General features: G+C 47.3%; 26 protein-coding genes and 1 pseudogene. 20 read left to right on the forward strand and 7 right to left on the reverse strand.

The genetic code is table 11. The features are described 5' to 3' along the window. Positions 1-28 precede the first annotated feature (28 nt). The 3 genes from IT781_RS02170 to IT781_RS02180 form a co-directional block, all read right to left on the reverse strand. On the reverse strand, positions 29-406 hold the full coding sequence (locus IT781_RS02170; protein WP_228778862.1) for an Hpt domain-containing protein: 378 nt from the start codon (positions 404-406) through the stop codon (positions 29-31). 314 nt (positions 407-720) lie between these two features. Next, positions 721-1,389, reverse strand: a complete 669-nt coding sequence (locus tag IT781_RS02175) for a hypothetical protein (protein ID WP_194968489.1) — start codon at positions 1,387-1,389, stop codon at positions 721-723. Continuing rightward, positions 1,376-2,044, reverse strand: a complete 669-nt coding sequence (locus tag IT781_RS02180; RefSeq protein WP_194968490.1) for a Bax inhibitor-1/YccA family protein — start codon at positions 2,042-2,044, stop codon at positions 1,376-1,378. Before IT781_RS02180 ends, IT781_RS02175 begins: the two co-directional genes overlap by 14 nt. A 130-nt stretch (positions 2,045-2,174) precedes the next feature. Here IT781_RS02180 and IT781_RS02185 point away from each other — a divergent pair, with 130 nt between their 5' ends. From IT781_RS02185 to radA, 3 genes are all read left to right on the forward strand, one after another. Beyond that, positions 2,175-2,570, forward strand: a complete 396-nt coding sequence (locus IT781_RS02185) for a group II truncated hemoglobin (protein ID WP_194968611.1) — start codon at positions 2,175-2,177, stop codon at positions 2,568-2,570. Positions 2,571-2,979: 409 nt separating this feature from the next. Further along, complete coding sequence (locus IT781_RS02190) at positions 2,980-3,639, forward strand: M48 family metallopeptidase (RefSeq protein WP_370526900.1); 660 nt, start codon at positions 2,980-2,982, stop codon at positions 3,637-3,639. A gap of 119 nt (positions 3,640-3,758) precedes the next feature. Continuing rightward, positions 3,759-5,135, forward strand: a complete 1,377-nt coding sequence (gene radA, locus IT781_RS02195; RefSeq protein ID WP_194968491.1) for a DNA repair protein RadA — start codon at positions 3,759-3,761, stop codon at positions 5,133-5,135. A 60-nt stretch (positions 5,136-5,195) separates the two neighbouring features. Here the strand turns inward: radA and IT781_RS02200 are convergent, their stop codons facing one another. Both IT781_RS02200 and IT781_RS02205 read right to left on the reverse strand, forming a co-directional pair. Continuing rightward, a complete protein-coding gene (locus tag IT781_RS02200; protein ID WP_194968492.1) occupies positions 5,196-5,831 on the reverse strand; it encodes an FHA domain-containing protein in 636 nt (211 codons plus the stop codon). Positions 5,832-5,939: 108 nt separating this feature from the next. Beyond that, a complete protein-coding gene (locus IT781_RS02205; RefSeq protein ID WP_228778863.1) occupies positions 5,940-7,145 on the reverse strand; it encodes an HlyC/CorC family transporter in 1,206 nt (401 codons plus the stop codon). A gap of 556 nt (positions 7,146-7,701) precedes the next feature. Here IT781_RS02205 and rpsF point away from each other — a divergent pair. The 5 genes from rpsF to waaA all read left to right on the forward strand — a co-directional run bounded on the left by rpsF (position 7,702) and on the right by waaA (position 11,171). Continuing rightward, on the forward strand, positions 7,702-8,151 hold the full coding sequence (gene rpsF, locus IT781_RS02210) for a 30S ribosomal protein S6 (RefSeq protein ID WP_194968494.1): 450 nt from the start codon (positions 7,702-7,704) through the stop codon (positions 8,149-8,151). 29 nt (positions 8,152-8,180) lie between these two features. Beyond that, positions 8,181-8,408, forward strand: coding sequence for a 30S ribosomal protein S18 (gene rpsR / locus IT781_RS02215; protein ID WP_194968495.1), 228 nt, complete (start codon positions 8,181-8,183; stop codon positions 8,406-8,408). An 18-nt stretch (positions 8,409-8,426) separates the two neighbouring features. Then, positions 8,427-9,320, forward strand: coding sequence for a hypothetical protein (locus IT781_RS02220; RefSeq protein WP_370526893.1), 894 nt, complete (start codon positions 8,427-8,429; stop codon positions 9,318-9,320). A 45-nt stretch (positions 9,321-9,365) separates the two neighbouring features. Continuing rightward, the gene (gene rplI, locus IT781_RS02225) at positions 9,366-9,815 is read left to right on the forward strand and encodes a 50S ribosomal protein L9 (protein ID WP_194968496.1); all 450 of its coding nucleotides are present in this window, start codon (positions 9,366-9,368) and stop codon (positions 9,813-9,815) included. Between the two features lie 81 nt (positions 9,816-9,896). Continuing rightward, positions 9,897-11,171, forward strand: a complete 1,275-nt coding sequence (gene waaA, locus IT781_RS02230) for a lipid IV(A) 3-deoxy-D-manno-octulosonic acid transferase (protein ID WP_194968497.1) — start codon at positions 9,897-9,899, stop codon at positions 11,169-11,171. A 16-nt stretch (positions 11,172-11,187) separates the two neighbouring features. Here waaA and IT781_RS22775 read toward each other — a convergent pair whose 3' ends face one another. Next, positions 11,188-11,634: a ComF family protein gene (locus IT781_RS22775; protein WP_370526901.1), complete on the reverse strand. Its 447-nt coding sequence runs from the start codon at positions 11,632-11,634 to the stop codon at positions 11,188-11,190. A 66-nt stretch (positions 11,635-11,700) separates the two neighbouring features. Then, positions 11,701-12,015 (reverse strand): annotated as a pseudogene (locus IT781_RS22780) (double zinc ribbon domain-containing protein); the annotation flags it as partial. Here IT781_RS22780 and bioB point away from each other — a divergent pair. From bioB to IT781_RS02295, 12 genes are all read left to right on the forward strand, one after another. Beyond that, a complete protein-coding gene (bioB, locus tag IT781_RS02240; protein WP_194968499.1) occupies positions 11,962-12,963 on the forward strand; it encodes a biotin synthase BioB in 1,002 nt (333 codons plus the stop codon). The pseudogene IT781_RS22780 and the gene bioB overlap by 54 nt on opposite strands. Then, positions 12,956-14,116: an 8-amino-7-oxononanoate synthase gene (bioF, locus tag IT781_RS02245; protein ID WP_194968500.1), complete on the forward strand. Its 1,161-nt coding sequence runs from the start codon at positions 12,956-12,958 to the stop codon at positions 14,114-14,116. Before bioB ends, bioF begins: the two co-directional genes overlap by 8 nt. Next, positions 14,113-14,883, forward strand: coding sequence for a pimeloyl-ACP methyl ester esterase BioH (gene bioH, locus IT781_RS02250; protein ID WP_194968501.1), 771 nt, complete (start codon positions 14,113-14,115; stop codon positions 14,881-14,883). The genes bioF and bioH overlap by 4 nt, the downstream gene beginning before the upstream one ends. A gap of 10 nt (positions 14,884-14,893) precedes the next feature. Then, entirely contained in the window at positions 14,894-15,673 is a 780-nt protein-coding gene (gene bioC / locus IT781_RS02255) for a malonyl-ACP O-methyltransferase BioC (protein WP_194968502.1), read from the forward strand. Positions 15,674-15,677: 4 nt separating this feature from the next. Further along, positions 15,678-16,352, forward strand: a complete 675-nt coding sequence (gene bioD, locus IT781_RS02260) for a dethiobiotin synthase (protein ID WP_194968503.1) — start codon at positions 15,678-15,680, stop codon at positions 16,350-16,352. A gap of 83 nt (positions 16,353-16,435) precedes the next feature. Then, positions 16,436-16,834 (forward strand): bacteriohemerythrin, encoded by a 399-nt coding sequence (locus IT781_RS02265; RefSeq protein ID WP_194968504.1) that lies wholly within the window; start codon positions 16,436-16,438, stop codon positions 16,832-16,834. Positions 16,835-17,089: 255 nt separating this feature from the next. Next, positions 17,090-17,827, forward strand: a complete 738-nt coding sequence (locus tag IT781_RS02270) for a FimV family protein (protein ID WP_194968505.1) — start codon at positions 17,090-17,092, stop codon at positions 17,825-17,827. Next, on the forward strand, positions 17,817-18,965 hold the full coding sequence (locus IT781_RS02275) for a hypothetical protein (protein ID WP_194968506.1): 1,149 nt from the start codon (positions 17,817-17,819) through the stop codon (positions 18,963-18,965). The genes IT781_RS02270 and IT781_RS02275 overlap by 11 nt, the downstream gene beginning before the upstream one ends. A gap of 13 nt (positions 18,966-18,978) precedes the next feature. Next, positions 18,979-19,515 carry an ATP/GTP-binding protein gene (locus IT781_RS02280; protein WP_194968507.1) on the forward strand — a complete coding sequence of 179 codons (537 nt, stop codon included), beginning with the start codon at positions 18,979-18,981 and terminating at the stop codon, positions 19,513-19,515. A 3-nt stretch (positions 19,516-19,518) separates the two neighbouring features. Beyond that, positions 19,519-20,157 (forward strand): hypothetical protein, encoded by a 639-nt coding sequence (locus tag IT781_RS02285; protein ID WP_194968508.1) that lies wholly within the window; start codon positions 19,519-19,521, stop codon positions 20,155-20,157. A 46-nt stretch (positions 20,158-20,203) separates the two neighbouring features. Continuing rightward, positions 20,204-20,566 (forward strand): roadblock/LC7 domain-containing protein, encoded by a 363-nt coding sequence (locus IT781_RS02290; RefSeq protein ID WP_194968509.1) that lies wholly within the window; start codon positions 20,204-20,206, stop codon positions 20,564-20,566. A 159-nt stretch (positions 20,567-20,725) separates the two neighbouring features. Beyond that, a complete protein-coding gene (locus IT781_RS02295) occupies positions 20,726-21,283 on the forward strand; it encodes a protoglobin domain-containing protein (protein WP_194968510.1) in 558 nt (185 codons plus the stop codon). Positions 21,284-21,362: the final 79 nt, after the last annotated feature.

Genomic DNA, 21,362 nt, shown 5'->3' on the forward strand with positions numbered 1-21,362 from the left:
ACAATAAAAAAGCCCGCTAAGGGCTTTTTTATTGTCTTGAATTATCGACAAGCTCGGCGATTATGGCAGTCTGATGACTGGTAAAATTCAGGATGCATCGCCGCAATACTTGGAAATGCCGATTAGCTGACTCGTAATCATGATTCAATAAATTGCTTTCCAGAGCGCATGCCGGTTCTTGTATGTCGTTTAAGCCGCAAAAACTTGCCGAGCCGTGCAATTTATGGGTGATTTGCTGGGCAACTGAGTACTGTTGGCTATCCAGTGCATCCTTGATGGCATCGATTTGCTCAGGAAGCTCTTCAAATAGTTTCTTAAAAATGGTTAAAGCAAGAGAATGATTGCCGCGTGTTTTGTCCAGCAGGATCTTGATATAACTGGCGGCCTGCTTTGTGGATAGCATCATAATGGATTTGGGTAGATTGCATTAAAAATAGTGATGGTTTTCTGATGAGTATTTCTTAAGCCTCAGATTCTTCGTAGTTGTCATATCTCGTGTGCTGGCCTGTGAGATATAACCAACAGTCTAACGGCGTACTGAAACAAATTCAATGGCACTGGCTGGCTATTGCGCAGATTCGTTATCTGGGTGAATCGATATGTTTAACTTCATCTGTGAGGTGCGAGGCTGCGCTAGTATCAGAATTATTAAGCGTACGGCTCATGACGCGGCGGCTTAATTGGTCCGCCTGCGGGCTGTGAATGCAATAGGTATTGTGGCTAAATTGCTCCGGGATGAGGCGATTGCTTGTCTGGCGGCCTTGGTTTTTCCAATTGACGCCCGAATTCATCCAGTTGCTTTTCCAGTTCCTGGCCTAAAGACTCAATTTGTTTTTTAATCAGTGGGAGTTGTCTTTCCAGCTCCAGACCGAAAGACTCGACTTGCTTTTCAATAAACGGGAGTTGCCGTTCCAGCTGTTTGTGCAAGACGTCACCAATCTCCTGCAAGCTCCTGAGAATAACATTGAATGGCAGGCTAGAAATATTAATCAGAGTTTGCCGGTAGTCAATCAGCCATTTATCGTGTTCCTTTGCCAGAACGGTGTTAAAAGTTAAGGACTTGCCGGTTTCTCCATTGCTTGCCAAGGTAACGATGGTCTCTACCGACGAGGTAGGGCCATCGATGGATATTTGGCCAGTTTCCACTGACGCATCTTCGAGATACGGCTCTTTTTCGATCAGATCGCGGCTTGCCGGCGTGGCATAGGTTTTGGCGGTCTTAAGGTTGCCGTCTATCAAGGCTTCCCAGAATGCCGCCGTTACCTCATCGGGCGTTTTCGCAGTCTGACAGCCTGCAAGTAACAACAAAATAAAAAGTCCGGCCAGATAAGCCGGACTTTGCTTCGCACCCTGGATAAGGGCGGCAAGGGACGCTTTAGTCGTCGCCACCGAAAACACCCAGTAGTTGCAACAAGCTCAGGAACAGGTTGTAGATGGAGACGTACAGCGATACGGTGGCGGAAATATAGTTGGTTTCACCGCCGTGTATGATGGCGCTGGTCTGGAACAGGATCATGCCGGACATCAGCAGAATAAACATGGACGATACAGCCAGGGATAGACCAGGCATGGAGAAGACCATTGCGCCGATACCGGCCAGAAACGCTACCAATATGCCGACCATCAGGAAGCCGCCCAGAAAGCTGAAATCCCTGCGCGTGGTTAAGGCGTAGCCTGACAGGCCTAAAAAGATGACGCCGGTTCCGCCTAATGCAGTCATGATCAGCTCATGACCGTTGCTGAAGGCATGCAGGTACATGTTCAAGATAGGGCCCAGCGTTAAGCCCATGAAACCGGTCAATGCAAAGACAAAAACCAGACCCAAGCCGCTGTTCTTGAATTTTTCAGTCAGGAACAACAAGCCGAAATAGCCCACTAAGGTGATGATCATGCCAGGGTGGGGCAGATTCATATACATCGAAACACCGGCAATCAACGCGCTGAAAAGCAATGTCATTGACAATAACAGATAGGTGTTTTTCAGCATTTTATTGGTCGCCAGAATACTGGCTTCCGGACGGGAAACAGCGGTATTTAATCTCATTTTATTCAGATTCCTCAAACAAAAGGTTAACAAAACAGAAAGACCTTTAAATCTTACAAGAGTTTCGAGATGTTGGTAACAAAAATTGAGTAAAATATGGGCTTAAGCGCAGTAATTTTAGAGTTAAATGATGACAGAAATTATACAGAAGACGCCTTATGAGCTTATCGGCGGTGAAAAAGCGTTATTAAGTCTAGTCGATCGTTTTTATTTTTTTATGGATACGATGCCGGAGGCGGCCGGCATTAGGGCCATGCATGCAAAAAGCCTATCAGGAGCCCGCGATAAGTTGTTCAAGTTCCTATCGGGCTGGCTGGGCGGTCCTGATCTGTTTATCCAGCAGTATGGACATCCACGTTTGCGGCAACGGCATTTTCCTTTTGCCATAGGGCAATCTGAAAGAGATCAATGGATGTTATGCATGAATAAGGCGTTAAACGAAATGCCCATGGATGCCGTTTTCAGGGAAAATCTAAGCCAGGCTCTACAACAATTGGCTACTCATATGATTAATCAGCATGAATAAAATCAGCTGATCCATGCAGAACGCACAAGGCTAGCCGCTACTTTATCCCAATAACTTCATCCAGATAAAGAGCTCAAACTGGTTAATATGGATACTATATTTGTCAATGGTATGCTACATTGAGTGCTGAAAATTATTGGATGACGCCGCTTGAATTTCTGGCTGTCGGCATAGATGATAGGGCGGGATTACTCCATCATGTTGCTTGTTTACAAGTCTGACAGCGCCAATTTATGGCAGGCTAAAGCCGAAGGCGCTGGGCAATCGTTTTGACGGTTCAGCTTGGCCAATTTGGGGGCTGGGCTTAAATTAAGGAAAATAGAATAATTTGTTGTATTAGAGAGCTGTTATTTTTAATCTACCTTTTTCTTATCACATTCGCCACAGTCAGCGTGCTACCCGAGTACGCATTGTTGTAACGCCCGGCAAGGTTGAAGTTGTAGCGCCCGTGAAAGCTTCGCCGCTGCGCATTGAGCAATTTGTTCTGGAAAAGCAGCAGTGGATCATGCAGACCTTGGCGAACATGGAAGCTAAAAGTCATCTGTTTGGCCGTCGTGCGCCGTCCGATTATAAACAGGGCGTCGACATCCCTTTTCAAGGAAAACAGTATCAATTGGCGGTCAAACCTTCAGCATTAAAAAGGGTCAAAATAGAGTTTTCGGATACATTCGTTGCTCATGTCCCTGAGGCCCTGGTTGCCAGGGAGCATGGCGAGGATATCAGAAAAGCCTTGATACGCTGGATGAAGACGACATCAAAGCTGCATGTGGAGCAGCTGGTAAACACCCATGCCGACAAAAGGCAGCTGTTTCCGCGCTCCATCAAGATCAAGACCCAAAAGAGCCGTTGGGGCAGTTGCGGCATTCACAACGATATCAATATCAATTGGCTGTTGATCATGGCTCCGCCTGAAGTGCTGGAATATGTGGTTGTTCATGAACTTTGCCATATTCAGGTTAAAAATCATTCCCGGCATTTCTGGACGCTGGTGGCCGAGCATTTGCCCGATTATCAGCAGCGAAGGCATTGGCTGAAAAAACATGGCAGCCATCTGATGATGGGACTGTAGTTTCTAACGCAAGCATCCTCAGGCAGAGAAGATAATAGGGCAACTGGGTTGCAGTCACTAAATAATTTGATAAGCGAGGATGACGGTATTTTCTAGGTTTTGATATCGTCTTAATCAACATGAGCAAAAAAAACAAAACAGCGTTTGTTTGCGATCAGTGCGGAGCGGATTTTCCGCGTTGGGCGGGGCAATGCACGAGTTGCGGCGCATGGAATACGGTCAAGGAAGTCAGGCTCGGGGCGGCGGCTTCCGGTCGTCCCGGCCGCATGGCAGGCTACGCCGGAAGCCGGTCGGAAGTTAAATTGTTGTCTGACATCAATCTTTCGCAGGCCGAACGCATTTCCACCCGGATTTCGGAGTTTGACCGCGTTTTGGGCGGCGGGATTGTCAGGGGCAGCGTGGTTTTGATCGGTGGCGCGCCAGGGGCCGGCAAGAGCACTATCTTGCTGCAGGCTATTGCCAATATTGCCAACGATGGCGTGAAAGTGCTGTATGTCTCCGGTGAGGAGTCGCTGCAACAGATTGCCGAAAGAGCGCACAGGCTCAAGCTGCCGGTTGATAACATCATGATGCTGGCCGAAACTTCGGTGCAGAGCATATGCGATGTGCTGGACGAAGTGCAGCCGCAGATTCTGGTGATCGATTCGATCCAGGTTATGCATACGCTGGATACGGACTCAGCACCCGGATCAGTTTCTCAGGTTCGAGAGTCGGCCAGCTACCTGACTCAGTACGCCAAAAAACACAATGTGTCCATCTTTATGGTCGGTCATGTCACCAAGGATCAGTCGCTGGCTGGCCCCATGACATTGAGCCACATTGTCGATACGCAGGTGATTCTGGCTTCGACAGATGATGCCCGGTTCAGGGTTTTAAGGGCCGATAAAAACCGCTTTGGCAGTGTCGGTGAGCTGGGGTTTTTCGCCATGGACAGTTCGGGGCTTAAGGAAGTCAAGAATCCGTCGGCCATGTTTTTGAACCGGGCCGAAAAACCATCGTCGGGCAGCGTTGTGACCGTACTCTGGGAGGGTACGCGGCCTTTGCTGGTGGAAATCCAGGCGCTGGTTATTGAGTGCCAGTATGGCAATCCGCGGCGCCTGGCCGTCGGTTTCGACCAGAACCGTCTTGCCATGCTGCTGGCTGTACTGGCGCGGCACGGCGGCATTTTAACCGGCAATGACGAAATTTACGCCAATGTGGTCGGCGGCATCAAAGTCACGGAAACAAGCTCTGATTTGGCTATTGTCGTCGGGATTGTGTCCAGCCTGAGGGATAAAGTGATTCCGCATGATGCATTCTTTTTTGGCGAGATTGGTCTTAATGGCGAGATCAGGCCTGTTGCTAACGGTCATGCGCGCCTTAATGACGCGGCAAAGCACGGTTTCAAAAAAGCGGTTATTCCGAAAGCCAATGCGCCGAGAAAACCGATTGAAGGACTGGAGATCCACGCGGTTTCCCATGTTTCCGAAGCACTGGAAATTTTTTCGGATCTTTAATGGTGAAGATAGGCGGATAGCTGTGTTTATGGTTATTGTGTAATTTAGTCTGCCGGCTCTTTAGCACAAAAAGAACTGCAGGCTTGTACCGTCAATAACGATTACATCATTGTTGCTCAGTTTGAGGGAGTTATCATCCAAAGGTTGGTTATTGACTGTGATCTGACTCTTATTTTCCAGTGCGGCGATGAAGTAGCCTTCCTTTCTTCTCGATATGACGACCAGACCGCTACCGCTATGGCCAAGCCGCGTCATTGCATTTTTCAAAAGCAGGATTTTGCCTATATTCGGGCCATCCATAACCTGCAGATTAGCGGCAGTTATGGGTGGATGGGCGCCGGTTTTATGATCAGTTGGCTTGTTGTCCTTGTTGCTTGCGGCGTTCTGTCGAACCTGCTCTGATGCCGATTCAGTTGTATTGTAGATGATGTCATGCTTGCCGACAGAAATCGTGTCATTGTTATTGAGATGGCATTCTTTAACTTTTACACGATTGACGATTAATGGAAAATCATCATTCAACTGCTTGATGATGCAACTGCCGTCGCGAATGACAAGAGCCGCATGAGCCGGAGCCACTGCGAGGCTATCGATAGTTAAATCATTAGTCTCATCGCGACCAATATGTATAACGCCGTTTTCAAACAGGTCTGAGTGGATCGCTTTATCTTTAAAGAAAACAGTGAGTCTTGCCATTGCTGCCGTAAATTAACTCCTAAACGGTTTTAATTATAGACGGATTCTTTTAGTTAGCCAAAAAAACACAAGTTTTTTGATGAGACTTATCGGTATGAATGCAACTGTCTATTTTTGCGGCAGAAACTTAACCAATTTAACGGTATTTTCATCGCGCTTTAGAATTTCCAATGGATAGCCGTGCAATTTTATACTGGTGCCCGGCTCCGGGATGGTTTCCATGAACTCAAGGATCAGTCCGTTCAGAGTCTTTGGGCCTTCAGTCGGTAGCGACCATTGCGTGACACGGTTTAGTTCTCTTACAGTAATGTTGGCATCCACTAGAAAACTGCCGTCACTTTGTTCTCTGACGGTGACGTCGTCGGTAATCAGTTCGCCTACTATTTCTTGCAGCAAATCGTCCAGAGTAACGAGTCCTTCCACATCTCCGTACTCGTCAACAACCAGCCCGATGCGTATTTTCTCGATTTTAAACCGGTGGATCTGCTTATGCACAGGGGTGCTTTCCGGGATGAAAGAAGGCTTGATCAGCTGATTGATAATAGTTTGTTTGTCAAAATCCTCATTATTCACTACCATGAGGATTTTCCTTAAATGCAGGAAACCGATTACTCTATCGATGCTTTTTTTATAAACAGGCAGACGGGTGTGCGGGCTGGCTTTGATCTGCCGGATGATCTCTTCGATCGGCAATTCGAGGTCAATGCCGACAATTTCATTGCGCGGCGTCATGATGTCTTCAACCGTCGCCGATTCAAGATCAAGTATGCCCATCAGCATTTTCTGGTAGCGTGAGGGCATTAGGCTTTCTGCTTCAGCCACGATGCTTTTCAATTCTTCTTTATTGAGCAGGTCATGGTTGTGCTTTTTAACATTGATGCCGACCAAATTTAGTAGCTGGCCGGTAATCAGGTTGACGGTCCATACAATCGGATAGAAGAGCTTCAGTAAAGGGGTGAAGATCCATGCCGCCGGAAAGGCGAGAAGTTCAGGCTTGACCGCAGCCAGTGTCTTCGGCGCAACTTCTGAGAAAATGAGAAGCACGATAGTTAAAATCCCGGCGGCGATGGCAATGCTGGATTCGCTTTCGCCATATAAACGGATGGCAATGACTGTTGTTATTGATGAGGCGACAACGTTGACAAAGTTGTTGCCCAATAAAATCAGACTGATTAGGTGATCGGGTCTTTGCAGCAAATGATGAGCTTTTATGGCGCCGGAATGCTTGAGCTTCACTAAATGCTTCAAACGGTAACGGTTCAGGGTCATTAGAGACGTTTCGGAACCGGAGAAAAAAGCCGAAATAATAAGCATTAAAGCCAGTATGCCAAAGAGCATACTAAGGGGTATGTCGTTCAAAGAAGGATTGCTCTGAGTAGTGAAAACTCCTCTAGTGTCTACAGTGGGAAATTTTTGTCAAGCCTGAATGTAAGCTGAATGCGATCTTTATGCTTGCATTTATTTTTAAATTATTTAGAAAAGTTATAAAACACTTTGAAAATTAAGGTTATTTTAACATTGGCCAGGTTTCTGTCCGTTTTTCGAGTTGTTCATGGCATCCTGATTTTCGCGCCATTGATGGCTGCGAAGATCATCAATACTATAAATATCGTTCAGTTTTGCCGTTTGAGTCTCTTGCCTGTGAATCTTCAAGCAATGAGAAAGTTTTCTGCAAACTAAAGCCGATAAAAAATTAATATTGCTGATTTTTTAATCAGTTTAGATTCACTTTTGCCTTGATGTTTGTGTTTGGCCTTTCCAATGTTTTAAAAAGCCCCTATAATAGTTGGTTCTTTGAGGCATTCGGCCTCTCCTTGCTTTACCATCTTTATTAAGAGAGATGGAAGGCTTTAAACCGTAAGGAAAAATTATGCGACATTATGAAATTGTCTTTTTAGTCCATCCCGACCAAAGTTCTCAGGTTCCGGCGATGATTGATCGTTATAGATCAACTATCGAAGGCGCAGCCGGCAAAATCCACCGTTTGGAAGACTGGGGTCGTAGGCATCTGGCTTATCCCATCAATAAAATTCATAAAGCTCATTATGTGTTAATGAATGTTGAATGCGATCAAGCTACATTGGAAGAGCTGGAAAGCGGCTTTCGTTTTAACGATGCCATTTTGCGTAGCATGACTTTGCTGCAAAAAGAAGCTATCACTACGCCATCCCCCATTGCCACAGCAACTGCTGAAGAAGGCAGAGCGGCTGAATCCAGAGCTAGAGATGCTGCAGCCAAAGAAGCGGCAGCAGAAGACAGCGACGAAGATGTCAGTCTGGACGATGAAGGTTTCGACATTGACGAAATCGCTTCTGAATAAAACTTTTAACACTTGGACAAGAGATTATTATGGCACGCAATGTAAGACGTAAAAAATTCTGCCGATTCAGCGCAGACGACGGCACACAGATTGATTATAAAGATCTGGATCTATTAAGCGATTATATTACTGAAACCGGCAAGATTGTTCCTAGCCGTATTACAGGAACCAGCGCTAAATATCAAAGACAGTTAGGTGTGGCAATTAAACGCGCGCGTTTTATTGCATTATTGCCTTTCTGCGACGCTCACAAATAATCAGTACCGGGGCCGTCAGTGAGCTTTTTAGCCGCTTACATCATGCGGGGACGGCTGCAAGCCATGATAGTGGCTTCCAGCCTCGCATTGCTATCGCTGATTATGCCTCCGGTAAGTATAGTAAGTTCAGCCTCCGTTGCTCTCGTCACATTGAGGCGGGGCGCTTTTGAAGGCTTGTATGTTTTAGTCTGTTCAAGTGCGGCGGCCTCATTACTGGGGCTCTTCCTGTTAGGCAGTTACCAGTTTGCCTTGCTTTACAGCATGGTGTTGTGGCTGCCTGTCTGGTTGATTTCAATCGTCTTGAGAGAAGGGCGTCATTTATCTCTGGCGGTTGAATTTGCGGTGTTGATAGGTGTGCTCGGGGTTGTTGGTTTCTACCTCTATGAGGCGGAGCCTGCGGCCATGTGGAAAGAGGCTCTTTCCCGTATGGTGCCACCCAATATGCCTGTTGATGAGATTCAACGCACTTTGGATGTTCTGTCTCATTATATGACCGGAGTGGCGGCAGCAGGAACCGTATTCGGTTTGTTGTTTGGCCTGTTTCTAGGGCGCTGGTGGCAATCGGTGCTTTATAACCCCGGCGGCTTCAAGCAAGAGTTTCTGTCGCTGCACACGAAACCCCGGCTGGCAATGGGCAGTATAGTCGTTGTGGCGGTTGCCTGGGCAAGTTCCGGAGCGCTCTCCGAGGTTGCCTGGAATATGACTATTTTGCTGTTTGTGTTATACACCTGTATCGGAACGGCCGTACTGCATGCGGTTTTTGCTTCGATGAAACTCGGCCGCTATCTGGTGCCGATGTTTTATCTGACATTGTTTTTGATACCCCATGCCATGTTGCCCGTGGCTTTAGTGGGCTTAAGCGACGCATGGATGAACTTACGAAACAAAATTTCAAATCAAACTAGCGCCTGACGGCGAAAAATAATTAGCTAAAACCGAAAGGTGAGGTATTAAAAGATGGAAGTTATTCTTCTTGAAAAGATAGCAAACTTGGGTAACCTGGGCGATAAAGTCACAGTTAGACCCGGCTATGGCAGAAACTATCTGGTTCCACAAGGCAAGGCTGTTGCTGCAACGGCTAAGAAAATTGCTGAATTCGAAGCGCGCCGCGCAGAGCTTGAAAAAATCGCCGCTGAAAAATTGGCCGCCGCTCAAGCACGTGCGAATGCGCTGAGCAAGCTTGAAGTCGTCATTACGCACAAAGCGGGGGACGAAGGCAAACTGTTCGGCTCTATCGGTACACACAATATCGCTGATGCGATCACTGCAGCAGGTGTTGCGGTTGAAAAGCAGGAAGTGCGCATGCCGAAAGGCGTTATTCGTCAAGTTGGCGAATACGACATCGACATCAACCTGCATACCGATGTCGTCGTAACGATGCCTATCAAAATTGCTGCTGAAGCGTAATAGTTAAAGGCAAAAGGTGCAAGGCAAAAGGTGAAGCGACGGCTTTTCAACCTTGCGCCTTGAGCCTTGCGCCTTTCTAGTATGCGTTTTTTCTATTCACTCCTTTTTTACCTGCTCGTCCCTTTTATACTGTGCCGCCTGCTTTGGCGGAGTGTCAAAGCGCCTGCCTATCGCCATCGATGGCTCGAACGGTTTGCCTATTATCCTAAACATTATGCGCCAGGCGTCATCTGGTTCCATGCCGTTTCAGTCGGCGAGGCTGAAGCCTTATTTCCGTTAATCCGGCAAATACAAACTCTGCATCCTGATGCGCGACTTTTAATAACGACCACGACGCCGACCGGATCCGCACGTGTCAAGGGGGTGCTGCAGGAAACGGTTGAGCATGTTTATCTGCCGTATGATACGCCCGACGCTGTCAATCGTTTTATGCATTGCTTTAAACCGGGCATCGCCGTGATTGTGGAGACGGAAATCTGGCCCAATCTGTTTGCCTGCTGCGGCAGAAACGGTATTCCGCTCTATATGATCAATGCCCGGTTATCTGAAAAATCGGCGCGCGGTTATCAAAAAATTCCCTCGCTGGTTCATCCAGCCTTGGCGCAAGTTAAATCAATTGCCGCGCAAACCCAGGATGATGCGGACCGATTCATTGCTATCGGCGCCGAAAAACGGCAGGTGACTGTCGCCGGCAATATCAAGTTTGACATTGACATCGCCAATGAAACGATAGAGCAGGGCCGGCAGCTAAAGGAGGATTTGTTCAAGAGTCGATTCGTCTGGATTATTGCTAGCACGCATAAAGATGAAGAAGCGATATTTCTTGAGATTTATAAACAGATAAAGCTGCAAATCCCCGAGTTGTTGCTGGTACTGGTGCCGAGACATCCCGAGCGCTTCGGCGAAGTCGAGAAATTGTGTAAGCTGCGGCAGTTGTCAGTAATAAGGCGCACATCCGATGAGAGCTGTCATCAGGACGTTGATGTATATCTGGCCGATACCATGGGGGAACTGAAGATGCTGTATGCGAGCGCCGATGTCGCGTTTGTCGGCGGCAGCATGGTGGCGGTAGGCGGACATAATGTGCTTGAGCCTGCTGCAGTGGGCGTGCCGGTAATGTTCGGACCTTTTATGGCCAATTTTAAAGAGATTGCCGGAGGGATTCTGCAGCGAGGCGCGGCCATACAATGCCAGAATAAGGACGATGTCGCCAGAGTCGTCTATGCACTATATGAAGATGCCGGCTATAGGGCGTCGTTAATTGAAAAAGCCAAAGTATTTGTCTGCCAGAACCGGGGCGCGAAAGCCAAACTCTCTGACATGCTTGATCAGGCCATTACTCAAGTGGCGCTGTGAATCCATTCAACGCAATTCAGGCTCTGGCGCATGCCCAGACATCAACCCGACTGGCTCCGGCCTTTTTCAATAGCGCGGCAAGTTCATCGACGGTAGAGCCGGTCGTCATGACATCATCGATAATAGCTATGTGTTTGACCTGAATCGGCTTCATCAGCGAGAAGGCATTTTTCAGGTTTTTACGCCGCTGCTTGGCCAGCAAACTGGTTTGATGCGGCGTATTGCGATGTCTCTGGCAGGACGAAAGATCGACGGGCAGCTGTAATTCACGGGCGACGGTTCTGGCGATTTCAATAGACTGGTTAAATCCGCGCTGGCGGTAGCGGGCTTTATGCAACGGTACGGGCATGATGCAGTCCGGCCTTTCCGCTGACTCTTTGATATGTTCCGCCAGTAATTGGCCCAACAGGCGTGCATTCTTGTAATGGGCATGAAATTTTAGCGAGGTAATCAGGTGTCGCATGGCGCCCTGATGCACGAATGGCGCGTAAGTTCGATCATAGGCTGGCGTTCGGCTTTGGCAGCGGCCGCATAGAACCGTTATTGACGTCGGCGTTTCAAAAGGCTGGGCACAGCGATAACAGCACGGGTCGTTTCTGTGTAAATGCCGGTAACAGGAATGGCAGAGGTCGCGAGAGGAAAAGCCAGCGTTTCCGCATAAGATGCAGATAGGCGGAAGCAGGTAATCCTGTATAATATCGATCCAGTTGTAATCTATTTTCATTTGAATAGGTTGACAAGTACCGTGACTGTCTTCCTTAAAATAATAATGTAGCCGGAGATTAACAGAATGTCTGCAAGCCCTGCAATAAGCCCGACCCAACAGTCGACGACCACTCGTCATGACTGGCAATTGGATGAAGTTCAAGCGCTTTATGCGTTGCCGTTTAATGATCTGATTTTTAAAGCACAGACGATTCATAGAGAGAACTTCGATCCGAATGAGATTCAGGTGAGCAGTCTGCTGAGCATTAAAACCGGTTCATGCTCGGAAGATTGCGGTTATTGCCCGCAAAGCGCGCGCTATGATTCGGATTTGACGCCCGAAGCGCTAATGCCGGTTGATGTTGTTTTGAAAGCCGCCCAAAAAGCCAAGGAGCAGGGTGCATCCCGGTTCTGCATGGGCGCGGCTTGGCGCCAACCGAAAGACAGAGACATCGAGCGCGTGGTCGAAATGGTGCAGGGCGTCAAGGCGCTGGGCATGGAAACCTGCGTTACGTTGGGCATGCTGACCGATACGCAGACAGCGAGGCTGAAGGAAGGCGGACTCGATTACTACAATCATAATCTGGATACGTCGGAAGATTATTATTCCGAGATTATCACGACACGCACTTATCAGGATCGGCTCGATACGTTGGCGCGCGTCAGAGAGGCCGGCATTAATGTCTGTTGCGGCGGTATCGTCGGTATGGGCGAAAGCGACGTCGACCGCTCAAAGCTGCTGATAGAACTGGCCAATCTGCCCAAACATCCTGAAAGCGTACCGGTTAATATGCTGGTGCAGGTCGAAGGAACGCCGCTGATGGGTACCGAAGCGCTGGATCCGCTTATTTTCATCAGAACCATCGCCGTGGCACGCATCATGATGCCTAAGTCGCGCGTGCGCCTGTCGGCAGGCCGCAATAATATGAGTGATGAAATGCAGGCTTTGTGTTTTCTGGCCGGCGCCAACTCGATCTTTTACGGCGACAAATTATTGACGACCGACAACCCGATGACCAGCCATGATAGCCGGTTATTCGAGCGTTTGGGCCTGCATTCAGGCGGTTCCAGCTACGCAAATGACTGATGCATTCTCGGCTTTGCCCGGCAATCTCGAAGCCATTGCCGGGCAGGGACTATACCGTTCGCGACGTATTACAGAATCGCCTCAAGGCATCCATCTGCAGATCGACGGCAGGAAAGTGCTGAATTTTTGCAGTAACGATTATCTGGGGCTGGCCAATCATCCTGCCGTGGTGCAGGCGTTTAAGGCAGGGGCTGATCGTTACGGGGTTGGCAGCGGATCGGCGCATCTGATTTGCGGGCACAGCGCCGCGCATCATGCTCTGGAGGAGGAGTTGGCAGCCTTTACCGGTCGAGATAGGGCTTTGTTGTTTTCGGCCGGTTACATGGCGAACATGGGCGTTATTTCAGCCTTGATCGGGCGAAGCGATACGGTGTTCGAAGACCGATTGAACCATGCTTCCTTGCTGGATGGCGGTCTGCTGTCCGGAGCTAGGTTCAATCGTTATGCCCATGGCGACGTCAGCCATTTGAATGCCAAACTCGAAACAGCGCAAGGGCGCAAGTTGATCGTGACAGACGGCATCTTCAGCATGGACGGCGATTTTGCGCCGTTGCAGTCATTGTCGGAAACGGCAAAAAGCCATGATGCCTGGCTGATGGTCGACGATGCGCATGGCTTGGGCGTGATTGGCGAGCAGGGTCGTGGCATTGTTGATTATTACGGTCTCGGCCAGGACGATGTGCCGATACTGATCGGTACGTTGGGCAAGGCCTTCGGCACGTTTGGCGCCTTCGTGGCAGGCTCTGATGTATTGATCGAAACGCTGATTCAGAAAGCCCGAACTTATATTTATACGACGGCATTGCCGGCGGCCGTAGCCGAAGCGACACGGGCCAGCTTAAAAATAGTCATGACCGAAAACTGGCGCCGGGACAAGCTCAAAATGTTGTTCGAGCGTTTCAGGCAAGGCGCACAGCAGCTCGGCCTGCAGTTGATGCCGTCTTCCTCGGCCATTCAGCCTGTCTTAATAGGCGACAGCCAGCGCGCTGTTGACATTAGCAATGCCTTGCTGAACGAAGGTTTGCTGGTCAGTGCGATACGTCCGCCTACCGTGCCGCAGGGCAGTGCCAGGTTGCGTGTGACTTTCTCGGCGCAACATGAAGAGCGACACGTCGATCGGCTGCTTGCCGCACTGGATAACTTGCATCCATGACAAAACTCCATAGTGAAACATTCGGCCGGGGCGCGCCGGTTGTGCTTGTGCACGGCTGGGCCATGCATTCCGGCGTGTGGCGTGATTTTGCCAGGGCGCTGGCACGGCATTGCCGAGTCACTTGCATCGATTTGCCGGGGCATGGACGCAGCGAAAAAATCAGTCCGTTTACACTGGAGCAGATTAGCGTTGCATTGGTCAATTCGCTGCCCGAACAGCCATGCAGTTGGCTGGGCTGGTCCTTGGGCGCGACAGTCGTGCTCGACATCGCCGAGCGCTTTCCCGAACGCGTTAGTTCGCTGGTGGTGCTGGCCGGTAATCCGCTGTTTATGCAAGCAGAAGCCTGGCCTGGCATGGAAGCGGGTTTGCTGGATGCGTTTGCCGATGGCTTGAATGATAATTGTCAGGCGACCTTATCACGTTTTCTGGCTCTGCAGGTGAATGGCCTGGCGGATTACAAGATTATATTGAAAGAGCTGAGAGAATCCGTGTATGAATGCGCTATGCCGGACTCGCAGGTATTGCAGAGCGGTCTGGCTATCTTGAAACAGTCGGACCTCAGGCCGGTCCTGTCCCGGCTGAAATGCCCTGTATCGGCCATATTGGGCGGCAAAGATATGCTGATTCCTGTCGCAGTCGGTCGGCAGTTATCACGGCTGAATGCCGGTTGCGAAGTCAATATTATTGAACAGGCCGGGCACGTGCCGTTTTTATCGCACCAGCAAGAGGTTCTGGCTATTGTTTCCCGTTTTCTTGGTCAAGCATGAGTGCTGTTCCATGTTAGATAAAAGCAAAGTCAAGCGCTCTTTTTCTGCAGCCTGTGCATCTTACGATGCTGTCGCCGAATTGCAGCGCACGGTAGGCAGAGATCTGCTGACCCGTATCGAAACAGACAGTTTGACCGGTACGATACTGGATATCGGTTGCGGTACCGGGTTTTTAACCGCGGAATTATTGGTTTGGCCGGGCAGCAAGTACATGCTGGCGCTGGATATTGCATTGCCTATGCTGCAAATCACGCGCAGAAAACTGGCTGGGGCAAACAATGTCATGTATTTATGCGCCGATGCGGAATCATTGCCGGTTGCCTGTCATATTGCCGATCACGTGTTCTCGAATCTGGCTTTGCAATGGTGCGAAAATCTGGAGGAGGTTTTCACCGATATCAAGCGCACGCTAAAGCCTGGCCGCCAGTTGATTTGTTCGACATTCGGCCCCCATACCCTGCAGGAATTGAAAAGCGCATGGGCAGAGGTTGACGACTATAGTCACGTTAACGAGTTTTATAATCAGGAGCAGATCGGTTGTTTTCTTAGAAGAGCCGGCTTTCGTCAGATAAAGATGGAAAGCAAGATGCACAGGCCGGCTTATGACTCCGTTTTGGCGTTGATGAAGGAGTTGAAGCATATCGGGGCGCACAACATGACGGTTGGACGCAACAGGAGCATCACCACCAAAGCACAAATGCAGGGCATGATTGCGGCTTATGAAGTCTATAGATCCCAAGGCCTAATCCCGGCGACTTTCGAAGTTATCATGATTACAGCGCAGGCGTGACAGCATGAAGCAGGGTTATTTCATTACCGGTACTGATACCAACGTTGGAAAAACCTGGGCTACGATTGCGCTGATGCGTTATTTCAAGAGGCTGGGCAAATCCGTCGTCGGCATGAAGCCGGTAGCGTCCGGATGCCTAATGCAAAACGGCGTCTTACGAAATGAAGATGCATTGCTGATTCAGGAAAATGCCTCATTATCTGTTGAATATGAACTGATTAACCCTTATGCCTATGAAGCGCCCGTCTCGCCTCATATTGCCGGTGCCGATAATCCGGTGCTGCTGCATAAAATTGTTGCCGACTTTAATACTTTGAAAAAAAAGGCTGACATTCTGTTGGTTGAAGGGGCTGGCGGCTGGATGTCGCCGATCAACGCTACTGAAGATATTGCCGACCTTGCAAAAGCGCTGGCCCTGCCGGTCATTATCGTCGTGGCGATCAGGCTGGGCTGCATCAATCATGCAAAATTGACTTACCAGGCCATTCGCTCTTCGGGTATGCCTTGCGCAGGCTGGATTGCAATGTGCACTGAACCTGGCTTGTTGAGCCAGGATGAAAATATTCAGACTATAGCTACCTCCTTGGATTCGCCTTTACTAGGCGTATTGCCGTACTGTGCTCAAGCTGACTTTGATGCATTCTCATTAAATCTCTCGGTTGATCTAAGTAAAAATTGATTTAGGTCAACATTTGAGAGAGAGTAAAAACTATAATTTTTGTGCGGTTATTAATTACTATAACAATTTTGAGGAGTACATTTATGGCTTTAATTACTTGGACAGCTGCACAATTCGGCACTAATGTAGGCTTCGCTGATGAAGAGCATCAAATTCTGTTTGATAAATTGAATAAATTATATGATCTGGCAACCGGTGGCGCAGACCGTTCCGCTGTGGGTGCCCAACTGGATGATTTGATCTCTTATGTCGTAGGGCATTTTGCTCATGAAGAAAGAGAAATGCTGGCAAAAGACTTCAGTAATTACACTGCCCACAAGGCCGAGCATGAGGCTTTAATCGGTATATGCGCCGGGCTGCAAACAAAATTTCATGCCGGCGAGGCCGAAGTTACTGAAGAAGTCGGTCAAATGGTGAAAGGTTGGTTGGATAACCACATCCCTGTATTTGATAAGGCTTATGCCGATGCATTGAATAGCTGAGGAATAGTCATTCCATAAGTCTAAAAAGGCTTGTGAAGCGATGTTTCACAAGCCTTTTTTATATCATAAAGCAAAAACTCAATTGGCACACTTTGTGCCCAGAGCATATCATTATGCATATGTTCTTCAAATTATATAAAGTTCAGGCAAATTTAATTATATTTTTAGTTTTTAACCCCTTGTATCTGTTTTTTTGGGTAAAAACAGCTAAAATTCATGTAGAAAATCTTTCGCATGAATTTTGAGAGTTAATGCATGATTATTTGCCAGAAATTGATTACTTGCGGTGAGGGACAAAATGACACTCATGGATTCCACGAGTGGAATAATATTTTTCCGCCATCAGATTCGGATGCTTTTAGTTTTGTCGATAACGGATTACCTGATCAGGTCTTAAGAAATCTTGTTTTTCGCATTTCCAGAAAGCCCAGGCAATTAATTACTCATATTCAGCGTATCTATTATTGTTACCATGCAAATTTATCGGAACAGCTTTTTGCCGCGCTTGTTGATTTTCTGGTTATTTTAGAACGGCGCGGCGCGGACATCAGTCGGCGCATGATAATCGGGACAAGCTCCAAATTATCTCGGGAGCATTATAAGTCGCTAAAGGCATTTATGACGAACGAAATGGATGTTGCACTGTTAGAAGGAAATCAATATTCCATTTTCACAAAAGGGCTGCTCGGTACTCAAAACCTAGTGCAGCAGGTCATCTCTTCAGATGAACAAGCCTATGATCCGTTGGATTTGGCGCGTGATTATATTGAATATAGTCAGCTATCCGAGGCAAAAGATGTGCTGGAAAACGCTATCATAAACGAACCGCACAGGCTGGAGTTACATCAGAGCTTGTTAGAACTTTATAAATCAACACAGGATATTTCAGGATTGAAAAAAATGGTTGAATTTTTCGCCAGCTTGAATATACCTAAACCTGATGGTTGGGATGAATTAATGACGCTTTTCATGAGCGCTAGCAATGAACGATAAACGCAAAAGCTCTTTAAAAGTTGCGCTCCACTGCATGGATGGGCGCACTTATAAAACAATGGTGATGTATCTTCAAGGTCCTTGCAAAGGAGCCGCGGCTGTCGTTGAAGATTTGGACGCTGAAGTCGATATAATTGATGCCGATTCCATCAATGCCAAAGCATTGCTTGAACAGAAATTGGCTGAGAATTCTAGCAGGCCCATTATTGTATTATCTTTGCAGGAACTGAAACTGGATAATGCATTGTATGTAAGAAAACCGATCAAGACGGTCGAGATGTTAGAGGCCTTGAGCAAAGCCGAAGCTTTGTTGGCTGTGAAGCAGAAATCGAATGAAAATGTTCAGACTAGCAAGAAGCTGTTTATAAATACGGATGAGCGCAAAAAGACATCCAAACATCAAACGGCGATGCATCTTGATGAAGGGAATTTCAATGCGTTTATAGGTTCCATTCCTGGTCTGGATGTAAATGATCCGAAGCAATTTCCCAATGCTTCTTATAATCCCAAAGAATATTTTCAGGGCTATTTTCAGTCCGCTTGCCTTATAGCGCAGACAAAAAAGCAGGTATTACATCTTAACTCTGGCTGGAAGTCGCTGATTATCTTCCCTCATAATCATGAAATCTGGTTCGATGCGGATGACAAACAGCTGAGGTCGTTTGCCGGCTTACCAATAAAAAGCCTGTCAGGCGCAGGCATGTCGCTTACTCCGGCCAGCGCACATGCCTTATCTGCCAACAGAGAGTTGGATAAATTCCACAATGTGGACGCCTTTTTATGGAAACTGGCCGTATGGTCATCCAGAGGCCGCTATCCGGTTGCCCTGGATATTGATAGGCCGGTTTTTTTAAAACACTGGCCGAACTTTACGCGTCTCATTGTTACGCCCCATGCATTAAGGATTTCGGCATTGCTTATAGCGGGGCCGAGAACCTTACCTGATATTGCTGAAACTTTAAAAATTAAACCTCAATATGTATTTGTTTTTATCAGCGCAGCGCATGCACTTGGCTTGGTTAAACAAGCTAAACGGCAATCCGATGAAATTATCCAGCCGCCAGCTATCAAGAAAAATACTGAGCGGCAGGGATTATTAACTCGAATTCTTAGCAAATTACGCGGAAACAAATCATAAAGTTAGGAACAATATGAGCCAATACAAAATCATCTTTACCGGTCCTGTTGGCGCTGGTAAAACAACAGCTATTGAATCAATAAGCGATGTGCCGCCGGTTAAAACGGACGCGGCTGCCAGCGATATGACAAAGAACAAAAAAGCATCAACCACTGTCGCCATGGATTACGGAATCATGAATCTCGCCGGCGGTGAGAAGATTCACCTTTATGGTACCCCTGGGCAGGAACGCTTTGACTTTATGTGGGATATTCTTACTACAGGCGGCATAGGACTGATTTTGTTGCTTGATAATACCCGAGCGGATCCTTTCCAGGATATGAAGTTTTTTTTGGATTCGTTTCAGTCGTTTATAGCAAAAACGAATGTAGCCATCGGTGTAACGCAGATGGATCTGAGCGATAAGCCTGCCATCAATGATTATCATGTCCAACTGCAAGGAATGGGGCTCAATCCGCCGGTGTTCTCTGTGGATGCTCGCGTTAAAAATGATGTATCTATTTTAGTGCAGTCTTTATTGTACTCCTTGGACCCTGAACTCGAGGAGTAACGTATGAGCAACTATGTCTTGACGGAAGGATTGCATTTGTATCCGACTCCAGCTGGCGCTTATTATGCAGCCTGTTCTGTCAATAAGGATAAAACCCGGCAGTTCTTGAGAGCCTTGTTATTACAGGAGAAAACCCCAGCGCTTAACTTAGCCAATTTGCGGAAATTAATGGACCAGCATGAAGAAGCAAAATGCCTGGAACTGTTGCATCATTGCCAAAAATTAGGTTGGGTTCAAGGAATTGATACTGCACTGCATTATCCGCAGGATGCACTTGAAGCTATTCTGCCTGATCTATTAAGTAAAATTTCGGAAAATGGCAAGGTGCTCCTGGCGGACAGTCAAGGTTTCTATCTGTCCAGCCATGGGTTTCCGCATGAAGTTGCTGAAGAGCTATCGGCATTAAGCGCGGAAATTGCTACCATTCACGAGCGGCGGTCAGGTTTGTTGATGAACAATATGGGGCTGGCCAGCAACGCATGGGCGGTTATTGATGCGTACGGTAATAGCCAGCTTGGATTTTGGCCTTTATTTATTGGTAATAATCGTTTTGTTATTGCTATTTCAGGCATTCCCCATTTTAACCATCCGGAATTCGTTTCTCTGGTTTGGGCATTGAGCATGCGTTATGCCACTAAATAACGCTTAATAATTTATCAATTAATTATCAAAGATAAGAGACAAAAATATGCGCGCAGATATGCTAGCTTCAATACTCACAGAACTTAATGGCACTTCAGCAGATATTGAAGCATCGGGAGTAATATCGACTGACGGTTTAATGATGGCTTCTGTATTGCCTGCTGGACTGGATGAAGATCGGGTAGGTGCTATGAGCGCCGCAATGCTGTCATTGGGTGATCGTACTGCTCAGGAATTGGCAAGGGGATCACTAGAACAGGTTTTAATAAAAGGCGCCAAAGGTTATGTCCTGATGGTTTATGCCGGAAATGAATCGGTGTTAACCGTTTTGGCAAAACCTAATGCTAAGTTAGGCTTGATTTTCCTGGACGTAAAACGGGCTGCGAGCAGTATTTCTGAATTGCTGTAGGGACTTTATTTAGCACAGAATTAACTGGTTTTAAATATCCTACAGTTATTTGTCTAAATAACTATAGGGTTTATATGATAAAAACGAATAATTATTGAAATATTGCCAATAATATTATTGAGGTAATAAGTTCAATATATTCAATGCCAGGAAAAATAAATGTCATTAAATTTCAACGAATTAATTGAATATGCCAAGGCATTTTCCGGTTTGACGCCTGAGCTTGAGGCATGCCTGAAAGATATCGGTCCGGAAATCACACCACAACTGCAAGCTGTCACCGATTCCTTTTATGACCAGCTAGCTACCATACCTGAGACCGCTAAATATTTGGAAGGTCGCGTGGCAACTTTAAAAATAGCCCATTTAAGATGGATGACAGGGTTGTTTTCCAGCAATATCGATGCTGAGTTTGCACGAAGCATGTATCAGGTAGGTGATATTCATGTCAAAGTCAATTTGCCTGTTGAATTTATGGCGGGTGCTATGACCTTGATCAATAATGAACTCACCCGCATAGTTATCGAGACATTCGGACATAATAGTGAAAAATGCACGAAAGCGCTGCAAGCGATCGCTTCGGTTACAGGGCTTGCGCTAATGATAATGCAACAGTCCTATCAAGAATCCACACTTGCCGAAGAACTGGAGAAATTTCTCACTATTTCTGGCATGAGCAGAACGCTATTTGCCAATCTTGCCAAGGCGTATAAATAATCAAAAATTAACTCCCCGTATCAATACTCAACCATTTCTGAAAATGGTTGAGTATTGATACCCTTGATTCTGCTGCGAA

The sequence above is a fragment of the Methylobacter sp. BlB1 genome, assembly GCF_015476545.1.
GTDB lineage: Bacteria > Pseudomonadota > Gammaproteobacteria > Methylococcales > Methylomonadaceae > Methylobacter.

Coding starts and splice junctions, on each gene's coding strand:
- IT781_RS02205 (WP_228778863.1), bottom strand. CDS start 7,145: ATGCTTATTATTTCGGCTTTTTTCTCCGGTTCCGAAACGTCTCTAATG.
- radA (WP_194968491.1), top strand. CDS start 3,759: ATGAGCAAAAAAAACAAAACAGCGTTTGTTTGCGATCAGTGCGGAGCG.
- IT781_RS02275 (WP_194968506.1), top strand. CDS start 17,817: ATGAACGATAAACGCAAAAGCTCTTTAAAAGTTGCGCTCCACTGCATG.
- IT781_RS02180 (WP_194968490.1), bottom strand. CDS start 2,044: ATGAGATTAAATACCGCTGTTTCCCGTCCGGAAGCCAGTATTCTGGCG.
- IT781_RS02290 (WP_194968509.1), top strand. CDS start 20,204: ATGCGCGCAGATATGCTAGCTTCAATACTCACAGAACTTAATGGCACT.
- bioF (WP_194968500.1), top strand. CDS start 12,956: ATGACTGATGCATTCTCGGCTTTGCCCGGCAATCTCGAAGCCATTGCC.
- IT781_RS02295 (WP_194968510.1), top strand. CDS start 20,726: ATGTCATTAAATTTCAACGAATTAATTGAATATGCCAAGGCATTTTCC.
- bioH (WP_194968501.1), top strand. CDS start 14,113: ATGACAAAACTCCATAGTGAAACATTCGGCCGGGGCGCGCCGGTTGTG.
- IT781_RS02170 (WP_228778862.1), bottom strand. CDS start 406: ATGATGCTATCCACAAAGCAGGCCGCCAGTTATATCAAGATCCTGCTG.
- bioD (WP_194968503.1), top strand. CDS start 15,678: ATGAAGCAGGGTTATTTCATTACCGGTACTGATACCAACGTTGGAAAA.
- IT781_RS22775 (WP_370526901.1), bottom strand. CDS start 11,634: ATGCGACACCTGATTACCTCGCTAAAATTTCATGCCCATTACAAGAAT.
- IT781_RS02270 (WP_194968505.1), top strand. CDS start 17,090: ATGATTATTTGCCAGAAATTGATTACTTGCGGTGAGGGACAAAATGAC.
- IT781_RS02185 (WP_194968611.1), top strand. CDS start 2,175: ATGACAGAAATTATACAGAAGACGCCTTATGAGCTTATCGGCGGTGAA.
- rpsR (WP_194968495.1), top strand. CDS start 8,181: ATGGCACGCAATGTAAGACGTAAAAAATTCTGCCGATTCAGCGCAGAC.
- bioB (WP_194968499.1), top strand. CDS start 11,962: ATGTCTGCAAGCCCTGCAATAAGCCCGACCCAACAGTCGACGACCACT.
- IT781_RS02200 (WP_194968492.1), bottom strand. CDS start 5,831: ATGGCAAGACTCACTGTTTTCTTTAAAGATAAAGCGATCCACTCAGAC.
- IT781_RS02285 (WP_194968508.1), top strand. CDS start 19,519: ATGAGCAACTATGTCTTGACGGAAGGATTGCATTTGTATCCGACTCCA.
- rpsF (WP_194968494.1), top strand. CDS start 7,702: ATGCGACATTATGAAATTGTCTTTTTAGTCCATCCCGACCAAAGTTCT.
- waaA (WP_194968497.1), top strand. CDS start 9,897: ATGCGTTTTTTCTATTCACTCCTTTTTTACCTGCTCGTCCCTTTTATA.
- bioC (WP_194968502.1), top strand. CDS start 14,894: ATGTTAGATAAAAGCAAAGTCAAGCGCTCTTTTTCTGCAGCCTGTGCA.
- rplI (WP_194968496.1), top strand. CDS start 9,366: ATGGAAGTTATTCTTCTTGAAAAGATAGCAAACTTGGGTAACCTGGGC.
- IT781_RS02280 (WP_194968507.1), top strand. CDS start 18,979: ATGAGCCAATACAAAATCATCTTTACCGGTCCTGTTGGCGCTGGTAAA.
- IT781_RS02265 (WP_194968504.1), top strand. CDS start 16,436: ATGGCTTTAATTACTTGGACAGCTGCACAATTCGGCACTAATGTAGGC.